Source organism: Streptococcus sp. CL5.50, assembly GCF_049738015.1.
GTDB lineage: Bacteria > Bacillota > Bacilli > Lactobacillales > Streptococcaceae > Streptococcus > Streptococcus mitis_CA.
Genome location: NZ_JBKOTR010000006.1, coordinates 76,016 through 89,265, shown reverse-complemented (window position 1 = coordinate 89,265; position 13,250 = coordinate 76,016). Strand labels below are relative to the sequence as shown.

The 13,250-nt window shown below is 41.4% G+C and carries 16 protein-coding genes; 10 read left to right on the top strand and 6 right to left on the bottom strand.

Features of this window, described 5'->3' with window-relative positions; translation table 11 throughout:
* Positions 1 to 56: 56 nt before the first annotated feature.
* From ACLNCV_RS05365 to ACLNCV_RS05355, 3 genes are all read right to left on the bottom strand, one after another.
* A complete protein-coding gene (locus ACLNCV_RS05365) occupies positions 57 to 1,076 on the bottom strand; it encodes a YdcF family protein (protein ID WP_004255616.1) in 1,020 nt (339 codons plus the stop codon).
* A 68-nt stretch (positions 1,077 to 1,144) separates the two neighbouring features.
* Positions 1,145 to 1,582, bottom strand: coding sequence for an Rrf2 family transcriptional regulator (locus ACLNCV_RS05360; RefSeq protein ID WP_261126270.1), 438 nt, complete (start codon positions 1,580 to 1,582; stop codon positions 1,145 to 1,147).
* A gap of 75 nt (positions 1,583 to 1,657) precedes the next feature.
* Complete coding sequence (locus tag ACLNCV_RS05355; protein ID WP_261126269.1) at positions 1,658 to 2,500, bottom strand: metallophosphoesterase family protein; 843 nt, start codon at positions 2,498 to 2,500, stop codon at positions 1,658 to 1,660.
* Positions 2,501 to 2,611: 111 nt separating this feature from the next.
* On the opposite strand from ACLNCV_RS05355, the gene ACLNCV_RS05350 reads away from it, so the two are divergent.
* The 4 genes from ACLNCV_RS05350 (at position 2,612) to ACLNCV_RS05335 (ending at position 5,065) form a co-directional block, all read left to right on the top strand.
* Complete coding sequence (locus tag ACLNCV_RS05350; protein ID WP_261126268.1) at positions 2,612 to 3,262, top strand: metal-dependent transcriptional regulator; 651 nt, start codon at positions 2,612 to 2,614, stop codon at positions 3,260 to 3,262.
* 120 nt (positions 3,263 to 3,382) lie between these two features.
* Entirely contained in the window at positions 3,383 to 4,090 is a 708-nt protein-coding gene (locus tag ACLNCV_RS05345) for a nicotinamide mononucleotide transporter family protein (protein ID WP_261011806.1), read from the top strand.
* A gap of 129 nt (positions 4,091 to 4,219) precedes the next feature.
* Positions 4,220 to 4,633, top strand: coding sequence for a hypothetical protein (locus tag ACLNCV_RS05340; RefSeq protein WP_153208917.1), 414 nt, complete (start codon positions 4,220 to 4,222; stop codon positions 4,631 to 4,633).
* A gap of 18 nt (positions 4,634 to 4,651) precedes the next feature.
* Positions 4,652 to 5,065 (top strand): hypothetical protein, encoded by a 414-nt coding sequence (locus tag ACLNCV_RS05335; RefSeq protein WP_024057131.1) that lies wholly within the window; start codon positions 4,652 to 4,654, stop codon positions 5,063 to 5,065.
* A gap of 38 nt (positions 5,066 to 5,103) precedes the next feature.
* Here ACLNCV_RS05335 and dtd read toward each other — a convergent pair whose 3' ends face one another.
* Entirely contained in the window at positions 5,104 to 5,547 is a 444-nt protein-coding gene (dtd, locus tag ACLNCV_RS05330; protein WP_000691419.1) for a D-aminoacyl-tRNA deacylase, read from the bottom strand.
* Between the two features lie 29 nt (positions 5,548 to 5,576).
* On the bottom strand, positions 5,577 to 7,799 hold the full coding sequence (locus ACLNCV_RS05325; RefSeq protein ID WP_261126266.1) for a bifunctional (p)ppGpp synthetase/guanosine-3',5'-bis(diphosphate) 3'-pyrophosphohydrolase: 2,223 nt from the start codon (positions 7,797 to 7,799) through the stop codon (positions 5,577 to 5,579).
* Here ACLNCV_RS05325 and ACLNCV_RS05320 point away from each other — a divergent pair.
* The 4 genes from ACLNCV_RS05320 to ACLNCV_RS05305 all read left to right on the top strand — a co-directional run bounded on the left by ACLNCV_RS05320 (position 7,750) and on the right by ACLNCV_RS05305 (position 9,459).
* On the top strand, positions 7,750 to 7,950 hold the full coding sequence (locus ACLNCV_RS05320) for a bacteriorhodopsin (RefSeq protein ID WP_424844949.1): 201 nt from the start codon (positions 7,750 to 7,752) through the stop codon (positions 7,948 to 7,950). The genes ACLNCV_RS05325 and ACLNCV_RS05320 overlap by 50 nt on opposite strands.
* 128 nt (positions 7,951 to 8,078) lie before the next feature.
* Complete coding sequence (locus ACLNCV_RS05315) at positions 8,079 to 8,393, top strand: hypothetical protein (RefSeq protein WP_101782547.1); 315 nt, start codon at positions 8,079 to 8,081, stop codon at positions 8,391 to 8,393.
* A gap of 64 nt (positions 8,394 to 8,457) precedes the next feature.
* Entirely contained in the window at positions 8,458 to 8,706 is a 249-nt protein-coding gene (locus tag ACLNCV_RS05310) for a hypothetical protein (RefSeq protein ID WP_424844954.1), read from the top strand.
* A 123-nt stretch (positions 8,707 to 8,829) separates the two neighbouring features.
* Entirely contained in the window at positions 8,830 to 9,459 is a 630-nt protein-coding gene (locus tag ACLNCV_RS05305) for an MBL fold metallo-hydrolase (protein WP_045611185.1), read from the top strand.
* A 126-nt stretch (positions 9,460 to 9,585) separates the two neighbouring features.
* Here the strand turns inward: ACLNCV_RS05305 and pepO are convergent, their stop codons facing one another.
* Entirely contained in the window at positions 9,586 to 11,478 is a 1,893-nt protein-coding gene (gene pepO / locus ACLNCV_RS05300) for an endopeptidase PepO (protein WP_424844947.1), read from the bottom strand.
* Between the two features lie 180 nt (positions 11,479 to 11,658).
* Between pepO and ACLNCV_RS05295 the strand changes: the two genes are divergently transcribed.
* Positions 11,659 to 12,381 (top strand): metal ABC transporter ATP-binding protein, encoded by a 723-nt coding sequence (locus ACLNCV_RS05295; protein ID WP_424844946.1) that lies wholly within the window; start codon positions 11,659 to 11,661, stop codon positions 12,379 to 12,381.
* Entirely contained in the window at positions 12,378 to 13,226 is an 849-nt protein-coding gene (locus ACLNCV_RS05290; protein ID WP_049500957.1) for a metal ABC transporter permease, read from the top strand. The genes ACLNCV_RS05295 and ACLNCV_RS05290 overlap by 4 nt, the downstream gene beginning before the upstream one ends.
* Positions 13,227 to 13,250: the final 24 nt, after the last annotated feature.

Genomic DNA, 13,250 nt, shown 5'->3' with positions numbered 1-13,250 from the left:
AAGACCTAGAATACATACTTTCATGTGCATTCTAAGTCTTTTTAAATAAAATCTAACTACCAAATAATCCCTTTGTAGGCTATCAAAATGAGGACTGATAGCAGGACATAAAAGGCAAGGAAAAGCCATTTCATCTTAACACAGAGCGCTACGTACTCCCGAATAAAAGCAGATGGTATGTAGTAGCCTGCCGTCCTACATCCGAGGCCATCTCCCTTCATATTTAACTTACGCGCATAGGTACTGGTACGAAAAACATGATAGTCATTTGTTACAAAGAGAAATTGAGGTTTGGCTACCAGTTTCTCGCCAAGTTCCTTAGAAAAGAGAAGGTTCTCATAGGTAGTCCTTGATTGATCCTCCAGAATAATCGCATCTTGGGGAACATCTGTCTCTTCAAGCAGATAGTTTGTAATAGCCTGCGCTTCAGAAATCTTCTCATCTCCTCCTTGACCACCGCTGGCAATAATTTTTATGTTAGAATTTTTAGACTTGTAGTAAGCTTCTACTGCCTTATCAATTCTCTTCTTCAGCAAAGGTGTTACCTTTTCTCCGTCTAACAAACCTGCACCATGAATGATAATAAAATCATAATGCTTCTTCTTAGGAATAAAGAGATACAAGATAGAGTACAGCATAAAACCCGTAAAAGCAAAGCCAAAAATAAAATAAGAGTAGAAAATGAATACAAATAAAATATTTAGAAAGTGATTGGTGTAAAATAATTCATGTCGTCCTCCCAATCGAAATGACATCAAAGCAAAAAATAGCAAAATGACTATTCCAAGGAGCATGGAGAGATAATTAGCCTTTGAACGTCCCTCTCGCTTCAACAAAATGACCCCATTATAGATTAGAAAGATGCCACTTAGAAAAAGCAAAAAAGGAAGTAAAATAAAGGGAAATATAAAAAAAGCGAAATGAATCTTCTCATACCCATTTTGATAAAAAAGGTAGCCTAGATAAAAATAACTGGAAATGAGGGATAATAAGAATAATACTGGATTCCACAAACTTCTATTATCCTTCCAAAATGACACTATAAAGGCTAATACAATTCCTATAACGAGATACATTTCTTCCTCCTTTAATAACTACATTTTATCATAATTATCTAAAGAGAAAAAGAGGGCATCTATCCCTCTTACTCCTTCATCTGACTTTCTGCATCGGCCACGACTTGTTCTAGGTTGGTCTGACCAAGTTCAGTCTCCATAGCCAGCTGAATTCTCTCCAATTTTTGATCCAAAACCTCATGAATATGAGCTCCGACTGGGCAATTTGGATTTGGATTGTCATGGAAACTAAAAAGTTGGCCTGTCTTACCAAGACACTCAACCGCCTGATAAACATCTAAAAGACTAATATCTTTGAGATCTTTGACAATCTCTGTCCCCCCTGTTCCACGCGCTACTGATATCAGCTCTGCCTTCTTCAACTGGGACAAGGTTTTTCTGATAATGACAGGGTTAACCCCAACACTAGCAGCCAGAAAATCACTGGTCACCTTGCTTTCCTTCCCCTCGAGGGCAATAATTATCAGCATATGAGTCGCAATGGTAAATCTACTTGGAATTTGCATACTCTTCTCCTTTTTACGAGGCTAGCCTACCTCTACTCTTCTCTTTCTTTTATTATACCCTTTTTGGTTGTAATGTCAATTATTACCACTTTTCAACCAAGCATCTAATTCCCTATCATAGCCCTCTTTCTGGGCCAATCCTCTCAGAAATTCCTGATGATGAGTATGGTGGATACCATTGACCAGACTTTCATAGTAAACCTCAAAATAGGGAAGTTTGAGGTCTTTAGCTAGCTGCAATTCAGCTGCCACATCGTAGTCCACCCGTCGGAAGTCCATATCTACCAAGCCCTTGTCATCAAACTCCAAAATCATATACTGGGCCCGTAAGTCCTTCCGCAACTGGGCATCTAGAAAGAAAGGTTGCCCAATCGAACCTGGATTGACAATCAATTGCCCACCAGTCCCGTAACGAAGCAACTGCTGGTGGATATGACCATAGACAGCAATATCACAAGGCGGATTGGTCACCAAGCGGTCAAAATCCTCTTGTTCTCCAGTGTGAATCAACTCTCTCCCCCAGTTCTTATCAGGAAGATGATGGCTAATTCCCACCGTCAAATCCCCAAACTGACGATGAATCTGGAGAGGTTGATTGTGGAGCAGTTCAATTTCTTCTAGGGAAATTTCCTCTAAAACATACTGACACTGGCGCAAGAGATAGCGTTGACTGGGACGAGTACTATCCAATTCCTTGCGGACACCATGCCACAAACTGTCTTCCCAGTTTCCCAAAACTCTAGCCGTAATCGGTAGTTCAACCAACAAGTCCAAAATCCTTCTACGCCCTGTCCCTGGCATGAGAATGTCTCCCAAAAGCCAGTATTCATCCACTCCTAGCTGCCGCGCATCTGCTAAAACTGCCTCTAAAGCAGTGGTATTACCATGAATATCTGAAAGAAGAGCTATTTTCGTCATATCCATCTCCTCGTTTTTTCTCTTGCAATAAGTATAACATAAAAAGTCACAGCTAGAGAAATCTAGCTTTTTTTGATATACTAGATATAGATATTAGACAAGAGGAAGCGAATGACCCCGAATAAAGAAGACTATCTAAAATGTATTTATGAAATTGGCATAGATTTGCATAAAATCACCAACAAGGAAATTGCGGCTCGCATGCAAGTCTCTCCCCCTGCCGTAACTGAAATGATTAAACGGATGAAGAGCGAAAACCTCATCCTTAAGGACAAGGAATGTGGCTATCTACTGACTGACCTCGGCCTCAAATTGGTCTCTGAGCTCTATCGTAAGCATCGCTTGATTGAAGTTTTTCTAGTCCATCATTTAGACTATACAAGTGACCAGATTCACGAGGAAGCTGAGGTCTTGGAACATACTGTCTCTGACCTGTTCGTGGAAAGACTGGATAAATTGCTAGGATTTCCCAAGACCTGTCCTCATGGAGGAACTATTCCTGTCAAGGGAGAACTCTTAGTTGAAATCAATAACCTGCCACTAGCTGATATCAAGGAAGCTGGCGCCTACCGCCTGACTCGTGTGCACGATAGTTTTGACATTCTCCATTATCTGGATAAGCACTCACTTCACATCGGTGACCCGCTCCAAGTCAAGCAGTTTGATGGCTTCAGTAACACCTTTACTATCCTTAGTAAAGACGAGGATTTACAAGTGAATATGGACATTGCAAAACAACTCTATGTCGAGAAAATCAACTAATTTCTCAAGTCCCCCAACCAACCCTGAAAGTTTTATTTTCAGGGTTTTATTTCTATCATTTGATTTTGCTTTCATTTAATTGTAGAATATTTGTAAAAAAAAAGAAAGATAGTTTAAACTATGAAAAAATCACTAAAAATTTTTGCTACATCTAAATGGTTTGACCTCTTTGGAGTTGCTCTGGTCGTTGGGATTGCAATTGCATCTGGTTACCTCAACTCCCGTCTCGACAAATTCGTAGACTGGGGACCATGGACAGCTCTTGTACCCTTTGGATTGATTTCCGTAACCAACGTTGGGATTTCCATGTTGTCCACTCGTTTCACGGGGAAATTAAGCAAATGGGGAAATTACTTTGGTATTGTTAATACCATTTTGTCCGGTGCTATTGATTATATCCTTGGAAATAAGGCGGCCATTATCACCTATCCTGTCACCTTCCTCATTTATACCTTTGCTATTAAGAAATGGGAAGTTTCGCAAGAAGGCAGACCCAACCAAATGAGCCAAAAACAGCTAAAATTGGCAGCCATCATCATTTCAATCATCGCCTTCCTATTTGCCTTTGCGACCAACTATATCGGCTATGGGGGCAAGATGAATCTCCTGGCCTACGTAACAACTATTGCCTTTGCACTCTCCCTCATTGCCAATGCTTTGAATGCATTGAAACTGACAACTCAGTGGGGCTTTTGGTTGATTTACAATTTCGTTCAGCTGACAAAAGCTGGTATTCAAGGAAATTTTGCCAATATCGGAAAATACATCTTTTATATCCTCAATGCAATCGGAGCTTTATTTGTCTGGAATGATGAAGAAGTAAGATAATAGAAGAAAACTTAAATAAAAAAACAAGTCGACTTAAGAGAATCTCCCTTCTGCTATTTTTATCATTTTACTTGTAACTCCCATTCTTTTGGAGTAGAATGAAGTTAGATAAAAGAGGGAGGTCATCTTATGAAAAAACTCTTTAGAATCCATTTTACAGCAATTGCAGTCATCGATTTGCTACTATTCGCATTTTTTAACAAAAGACCCGAGACATCTTTGGAGTGGCTCTTGCTATCTGGTTTTATTTTCCTCCTTACTCAAGGACTCCTGTTATTTCGCTTGGTTGTCCGACTCAAACATCAATTCGCTGAGATTTATCCTAAAATCAATAAAAAGATTCGCTTCTACTATTTAGGGATTCTCTCCATTGATTTTCTATTTTTTGTCCTTTTAACCTTCGTTAGTTCTCAGCGTTTTCTCTCTCTTATGCCAATCATCACTGCTTGCCATTCTACTTTATATTATATGACGGCCGACTACCTAAGAGACAACTATCCAGACTTTTACGGCAAACATATCTCTTTATGGGAGTGTCTCTAAGGAAAAGGAGGGGTTATCATGAAAAAAATCATCTCCATCAAAACCATTCAACTCCTTATCATCGATGGAATTATGCTGGCATTTTTGACATTTAAAGAGGGACTTACTTGGGATTGGATGTTGATTTATAGCGGTTGGCTCATTTTCTTTCATCCTGTGCTATTGACCTATCTTTCCAACCAACTTTGTGACCACTTTAGTCACCTTTATTCCCAGATTAGACCGAGATTCTGGCGTTTTGCCTTACAAATCCTCCTATGGGATAGCCTGATCATTCTCTCCTTGCTGATTGTAAGGGGTATCCCACTTTTCCTTCAGGGAACTCTCCTCATCCTAGGACATCTCGTCCCTTCCTATCGCATCTGCCAAAGCCTGAAACAAGATTTCCCCAAGGCCTATCAAGAACCGATTTCATTTTGGAATATTTTATGATAGATAAGAAAAACCAAGCCAGCTGGGCTTGGTCTTTCTTATCTATTTTTAGTATCAAGGATAATGGTGACTGGTCCGTCATTGACCAGCTCAACCTGCATATCCGCTCCAAAGATCCCTGTCTGAACGGGTACTTCTTGCGCTAATTTTTGATTGAAAGCATCATAGAAGTCTGATGCCATATCAGGCTTGGCTGCGCCTGTAAAGGCTGGACGATTTCCTTTCTTAGTATCCGCAAAGAGGGTAAACTGAGAAATAGAGAGGATTTCTCCTTCAATATCTTTGACAGACAGGTTCATCTTGCCTTCTGCGTCTGAAAAAATCCGCATATTGACCAGTTTTCTCACAGCATAGTCCAAATCTTCCTCTTGGTCCTCTGGTCCAACACCAACCAGCAATAAGAGTCCCTGATTGATTTTTCCCTGAACCTGACCTTCGATACTCACTTGGGCTTTTTTAACCCGTTGGATAATGATTTTCATAATAGCCTTTCTAGTAAGAGCTAGGACAATTAGCCATTGGTCCGTTTAACAGAGTAAACTTCTGGCACACTCTTAATCTTGTCCACGACCGTGGTCAATGTAGAGAGGTTGGCAATACCGAAGGACACATGGATATTAGCAAACTTCATATCCTTGGTTGGTTGAGCGTTGACTGTTGATATATTCTTGGTTGTGTTTGAAAGAACTTGTAGTACATCGTTCAACAGTCCTGTACGGTTGAGGCCGTAAATATCGATATGGGCCATATACTCCTTATTTGAGCTAGAGTACTGGTCTTCCCACTCCACATCAAGAAGGCGTTGCTCGTAGTTTTCTTGAGCACGCAGGTTCATACAGTCCACACGGTGAATAGCCACACCACGACCCTTGGTGATATAGCCGACAATATCGTCACCAGGAACAGGATTACAACACTTGGCAATCCGCACTAGGAGACCTGAGGCACCTTCAATGACCACACCACCCTCATGCTTGACCTTGAGGGTTTCTTTATTTTCAACCTTGATCTCGCCACCTTTGACAAGTTCTTCTGCCTCCGCTTTGGCCTTGGCACGTTCTTCCTCACGGCGTTCCTTTTCAGTCAGACGGTTAAAGACCGTAATAGCACCGATTTCGCCAAAACCAATAGCCGCAAAGAGAGATTCTTCTGTCTTGTAGCTAGTCTTTTGCAGAACTTGATCCATATGGCGCTTGTCCATGAATTTATTAGCCACATAGCCGTTTTCTTGGAACTGGGCCATCAACATTTCACGCCCCTTGTTGACAGACAATTCCTTATCTTGATTTTTAAAGAACTGGCGAATCTTGTTACGCGCCTTGCTGGTCTTAACCATATTGAGCCAGTCACGACTTGGTCCAAAGGAGTTGGGGTTGGTGACAATTTCAACCTGATCCCCTGTCTTGAGCTTGGTTGTCAGTGGAACCATACGGCCATTGACTTTGGCACCAGTTGCTTTTTCACCGACCTTGGTATGGATTTCGTAGGCAAAATCAATCGGTCCTGAATCTTTGGGAAGAGAACGGACAGCTCCATCTGGGGTAAAGACGTAAATCTCCTCAGCCAGATAATTTTCCTTAACTGAATCCACAAATTCCTTGGCATCATCAGCCTGGTCTTGGAGCTCCATCATCTCCTTGATCCAGTTCATCCCAATAGCTGATTCCTTGCTGTTGACCTGCCCCTTAACGCCTTTCTTATAAGCCCAGTGAGCCGCAACCCCGTACTCAGCCACCTCATGCATGGCCTTGGTCCGAATTTGGAATTCGATCGGCCCTTTTGGTCCATAAACAGTCGTATGGATAGACTGATAACCATTGGCCTTGCGGTTAGCAATATAGTCTTTGAAACGACCAGGCATGGGTTTCCAAAGCTCATGCACATAACCAAGCATGGCATAAACATCACTTTGGGTATCTAAAATACAGCGAATGGCAATCAGGTCATAGATTTCCTCAAAACGTTTTCTCTTATCCTGCATTTTGCGGAAAATAGAGTAAATATGCTTGGGACGACCATAAATCTTCCCTCTCAAGTGATGATCCGTCGTATATTCCTCTAATTTTGTGACCACCTCATCCACCAAGGCCTCACGCTCCCTACGCTTTTCCTTCATCATATGGGTAATCTTGTAAAACTCCGTTGGATTGAGGTAACGGAAAGATAGGTCTTCCAATTCCCATTTGACACTGGAAATACCCAAACGATGGGCAAGTGGGGCATAGATTTCCATGGTTTCTTTGGAAATACGCTCCTGCTTGTCTTTTCGAAGATGTTTCAGGGTCCGCATATTGTGCAAGCGGTCAGACAGTTTGACCAAGATAACACGGATGTCCTCAGACATGGCCATGAGCATCTTGCGATGGTTTTCAGCCAACTGCTCCTCGTGAGACTTGTACTTGACCTTACCAAGCTTGGTAACCCCATCTACGATTACCCGCACATCAGGACCAAACTCTCTTTCCAAATCGTCCAAGGTCGCATCAGTATCTTCCACCACATCATGCAAGAAACCACAAGCTACCGTTACAGCATCTAGCTTAAGTTTGGCTAAAATACCTGCCACTTGGATAGGATGAATGATATAAGGCTCGCCTGATTTGCGGTATTGACCACTATGGCATTCCACCGCATAGACCAAGGCCTTATGGACAAAATGGACATCCTCTTCCGTTAAATATTCTTTGGTTAAAGCGACAACTTCTTCGCCTGTTAAATTCACTTCTTTTGGCATCTCTACTCTCCAATTCTTCCTACCATTTTATCACTTTTTTAAGAATATGAAAACTAGATTGGAACAGAATAAGAAAAAAATATTTCAGAATTGCTTGACAATTCTGAAATGTTTTTTTATAATATGTTATACAGTTAGATTTTCTATTTAGGTGATAGAAGGAGAGATAGAAGAACGGAAACCATATTGTAATCTAAATATAATTTAACTCCCTATGCTTATTACTTCTTCATTCAAGTAAATATATTTGAATGACATGATTTTACAAAGGAGTATCCTATGAAAAAAATTGTACTAACACTATTAGGAGCTACTGCTCTATCTATTGCCGTTCCGATCAATGCTGCTGAAACCAATACAACAAATAACTTTGAAGGCCCTCGTTATGAGCGTATATATTCTCATAGTTATAGTAAAACAGTAACAAAATACTATAACGATGATGGTTACATCCCACCAACTATCTACTATTCAGAATATAATGATGGTTTCCATTCAACCTTCAAAGGAACACTTGAAATAGATAGTGTACGAAGATCAAACGGTGGAACTCGTGTCACATACACTGGTACCTTGACTGGATTTTGGAATTAAAATCCTCAAGAGACTTTCTTTTATCCTTTAGTTTATAAGGAGAACACCTATGAAAAAAACTGCTATTTCTATCTTTGCTCTCCTAGTATTAGGAGTTAGTTGCCTGTTTCTATTCAGCCAGCAAGGCTATAAAAAAACAGTCGTTCAATACTATGCTAACGACCAGAACCTGCCCAATAGAATAACTTATAGTGAATATAGCGATAAACGAGAAGCCAACTACGGTGGCACTCTAAACATCACGTCTATCAAACAAGCTAATGACGGAGTTTATGCAACCTATGAAGGGCAATTGACACCTCTCCAATATTGATAAATTGATAACCAGCCTGTCTTCCTCTAGTCATGCTGGTTTTTAAGTTCATTCTAAATCCTTACCTATTCTCCCTAACTGTGCTATACTTATCTTAGTACATTCTTTGAGATTGGAGCTAATATGAAAATCCATAAAACCGTGAATCCTGTTGCCTATGAAAACACCTATTACCTGGAAGGTGAAAAACACCTCATCGTCGTCGATCCTGGTAGTCATTGGGAAGCCATTCGTCAGACAATAGAGAACATCAACAAACCGATCTGCGCTATTCTCCTTACCCACGCCCATTATGACCATATCATGAGTCTGGACTTGGTTCGCGAAACTTTTGGCAATCCTCCGGTCTATATTGCAGAGAGTGAAGCCAGCTGGCTCTATACTCCCGTCGATAATCTCTCTGGGCTTCCTCGTCACGATGATATGGAAGATGTAGTCGCAAAACCGGCTGAGCACACTTTTATCTTTCACGAAGAATACCAGCTAGAGGAATTTCGTTTCACTGTCTTGCCAACACCAGGACATTCTATCGGTGGTGTTTCCCTAGTATTTCCTGATGCTCACCTAGTCTTGACAGGTGATGCCCTGTTCCGTGAAACTATCGGACGAACGGACCTTCCGACTGGTAGCATGGAACAACTCCTCCATAGTATCCAGACTCAACTCTTCACCCTACCAAACTACGATGTCTATCCAGGACATGGTCCAGCTACTACTATTGCTCATGAAAAAACTTTCAATCCTTTTTTCTAACAAGATGGTGACAATGACTATCGCATTTTAAGTACATTATCCAACAGTCTTTCCACTATAAAAGGCATCCAGTCAAGGTTTTCACACCTGATTGAATGCCTTTTTCTGATGACTAGATTTTTTGCCTTACCAAATAATCACGCGCTCCTCTGGCGAACGCCACATACCGTCTCCTTCTTTGACATCATAGGTTGTAAAGAAATCATCGAAGTTTGGTACTTGTACATTGACACGGAGTTTGGCTGGCGCGTGCACATCAACGCTAGCCAAGAGTTTCATAAATTCTGGACGACCTTTCATGCGCCAGATGCGACCGAAGTTATGGAAGAACTCTTCTGCTGAGAAGTCTGGTTCTCGCTTGGCTGCTTCAAGCGCTGCAGCGATTCCTCCCAAGTCAGCCACGTTTTCTGATACCGTCAATTTACCGTTGATGGTTGCACCATAAGAATCCTGTCCATCAAACTGGTCGATAACTTTTTGTGTTTTCTCCTTGAAGGCAGCATAGTCGCTCTCTGTCCACCAATCCTTGAGGCTACCATTTTCATCAAAGGAAGCTCCGTTGGTATCAAAAGCGTGGGAAATTTCATGGGCAATAACCGCACCAATACCACCGTAGTTAGCAGAAGATGACTGATGCAAGTCATAGAAAGGTGCCTGTAAGATAGCTGCTGGGAAGACAATCAGGTTCTTCTGTGGATTGTAGTAGGCATTGACCATATGAGCAGGCATACCCCATTCCTTGTAGTCGACAGGCTGATTCCACTTGCTCCAACTGTGCTTGATTTCCACACGCGCAAAGGCAAGAGCATTGTCAAAAAGACTAGCCGTTTCATCCACTACCTTGTCCTTATAGCGTTCTGGTAATTCTTCAGGGTAACCGATATAAGGCTTGATGACATTGAGTTTGACGATGGCCTTGTCACGAGTTTCAGGAGTCAGCCAGTCATTTTTAGCCAAGCGTTCCTTATAGACATCAATCATAGTTGCTACTTTTTTCTCCACATCCGCCTTAGCCTCTGGAGAGAATTTTTCATGGGCATACCAAAGACCTAAGGCTTGTTTGAAAGGACCTTGTGCTAGTTGATAAGCTGCCTTGACCTTGTCTTTGGCTTCTGGAACTCCTGAAAGCGCACGGCTATAGGCACCTGACAAGACACGGATTTCTTCTGTTAAATAGCTGGTTGAGAGATTCACAACACTTAAAATTAAGGTTGCCTTGAGGAGAGGCCAGGCCTCTTCACTATAGAATTGGTCTGCTGCTTGCCAGAAACGTTCTTCGTCTACAATAACCTTGTCTGGTACTTGTCCAAGAACGGCTTGGAAAAAGTCATCCAAAGGTAGGGCAGACGCAAATTTCTTGAAATCTTCGTAAGCATATGGATGGTAAAGTTTAGCATACTCTGAACTTTCTTCATTAGAGAGCACCACTGCCGCAACTCGACGGTCCAATTCTAGTCTTTTCTCTAGCAAGTCTTCGATTTCTTCATCAGAGAAATCATAGGCTTTAAGGAGATTAGAAGTACTTTCTTTCCAAAGGTTCAACAATTCCTCACGCTGAGGATGGTCTTCAGCATAGTAGGTCGTATCTGGCAGGATTGTGCTTGGGGCACTAGCCCAAAGAACATTGATTCTGGCATCCATAAAGTCTGGTGATACACCAAAAGGAAGGAAGTTTGGTTTTCCAGCAAGCTCAAACTCTGCTAGTTTAGCTGTAAAATCCGCAAAAGTCTCCAATTCTTGAAATTCTTTAAGAAGTGGTAAGACAGGAGTGATACCGTCAGCTTCTCTCTTGTCAAAATCACGAACTAGGCGGTGGTATTTGACAAAGTTTGCCAAGATAGCATCCTCAGTCACCTCTTCACCTGTCAACCACTTGTCTGTTGTCGCCAACATCAAGTCTTCAATTTCCTGATCTAAATCAACAAAACCTCCAGTTTGAGACTTATCTGCTGGGATTTCTGCTGTTTTCTGCCATTCTCCATTGATTGCATCATAAAAATCATCTTGATAACGTGTCATCTTGTTCTCGCTTTCATTTTTTTAAGTTATTGCTAGCTTAACAAAAATTGCTTGGGAATGCAATTAAAAATGAACTTTCTCTTGCCATCATTTTTCAGTTATTATTTTAATTTTTTTAAAAATTAACTTGACTTAATTTTTTTTTTAATGTATATTAAGAGACAGGAGGAATATAAATTTATGATACGTATCGAAAACCTCAGTGTCTCCTACAAAGAAACGTTGGCACTTAAGGATATTTCACTAGTGCTCCATGGACCAACAATTACCGGTATCATTGGTCCAAACGGTGCTGGAAAATCAACATTATTAAAAGGGATGCTGGGAATTATCCCACATCAAGGTCAGGCATTTCTCGATGACAAGGAAGTTAAAAAATCCTTACACCGAATTGCCTATGTCGAACAAAAAATCAATATCGACTACAACTTTCCCATCAAGGTCAAGGAATGCGTCTCGCTAGGACTATTTCCCTCTATCCCACTCTTTCATAGTTTAAACTCTAAACATTGGAGAAAAGTAGAGGAAGCCCTTGAAATCGTCGGCCTAGCTGACTATGCTGAACGGCAAATCAGTCAACTGTCTGGAGGTCAATTCCAGCGGGTTTTGATTGCCAGATGTTTGGTGCAGGAAGCCGATTATATCCTCTTGGATGAACCCTTTGTTGGGATTGATTCTGTCAGTGAGGAAATCATCATGAATACGCTGAGAGATTTGAAAAAAGCTGGGAAGACGGTTCTCATCGTCCACCACGACCTCAGCAAGGTTCCTCACTACTTCGATCAAGTCTTGCTTGTCAATCGAGAAGTGATTGCCTTTGGTCCAACCAAAGAAACCTTTACCGAAGCCAATCTCAAAGAAGCTTACGGTAATCGACTCTTTTTCAATGGAGGTGACCTATGATTGCAGAATTTATCGATGGATTGCAAAAATTCCATTTCTTACAAAATGCCTTGATAACAGCCATTGTCGTCGGGGTCGTAGCTGGAGCTGTAGGATGTTTCATCATCCTACGCGGGATGTCACTCATGGGAGATGCCATTTCACATGCTGTCTTGCCAGGTGTAGCCCTCTCCTTCATCTTGGGCGTTGACTTCTTTATCGGAGCCATTGTCTTTGGATTGCTAGCTGCTATCATCATTACCTACATCAAGGGGAACTCGATTATCAAAAGCGATACCGCCATCGGCATTACCTTTTCTTCTTTCTTAGCCCTCGGTATCATCTTGATTAGTGTCGCTAAAAGTTCAACTGACCTTTTCCATATTCTTTTCGGAAATATCCTGGCCGTCCAAGATACGGATATGTTTATTACTATGGGTGTTGGGGCAGTCATTCTCTTGTTAATCTGGATTTTCTTCAAGCAACTCTTGATAACTTCCTTTGATGAACTCTTGGCTAAAGCCATGGGAATGCCTGTCAATTTCTATCACTACCTTCTCATGGTACTCTTGACTCTCGTGTCTGTGACAGCCATGCAAAGTGTCGGAACTATCCTGATTGTAGCCATGCTGATTACCCCAGCTGCAACTGCTTATCTTTATGCTAATAGCCTGAAAAGCATGATTTTCCTTTCCTCAACCTTTGGAGCGATAGCTTCAGTTTTGGGACTCTTTATCGGTTATAGCTTTAACGTTGCGGCAGGTTCTAGTATCGTGCTCACAGCTGCTAGTTTCTTTCTCATTAGCTTCTTTATCGCTCCAAAACAACGATATTTGAAACTGAAAAATAAACATTTGTTAAAATAAGGGGCAAAACCCCAATAAATTGGA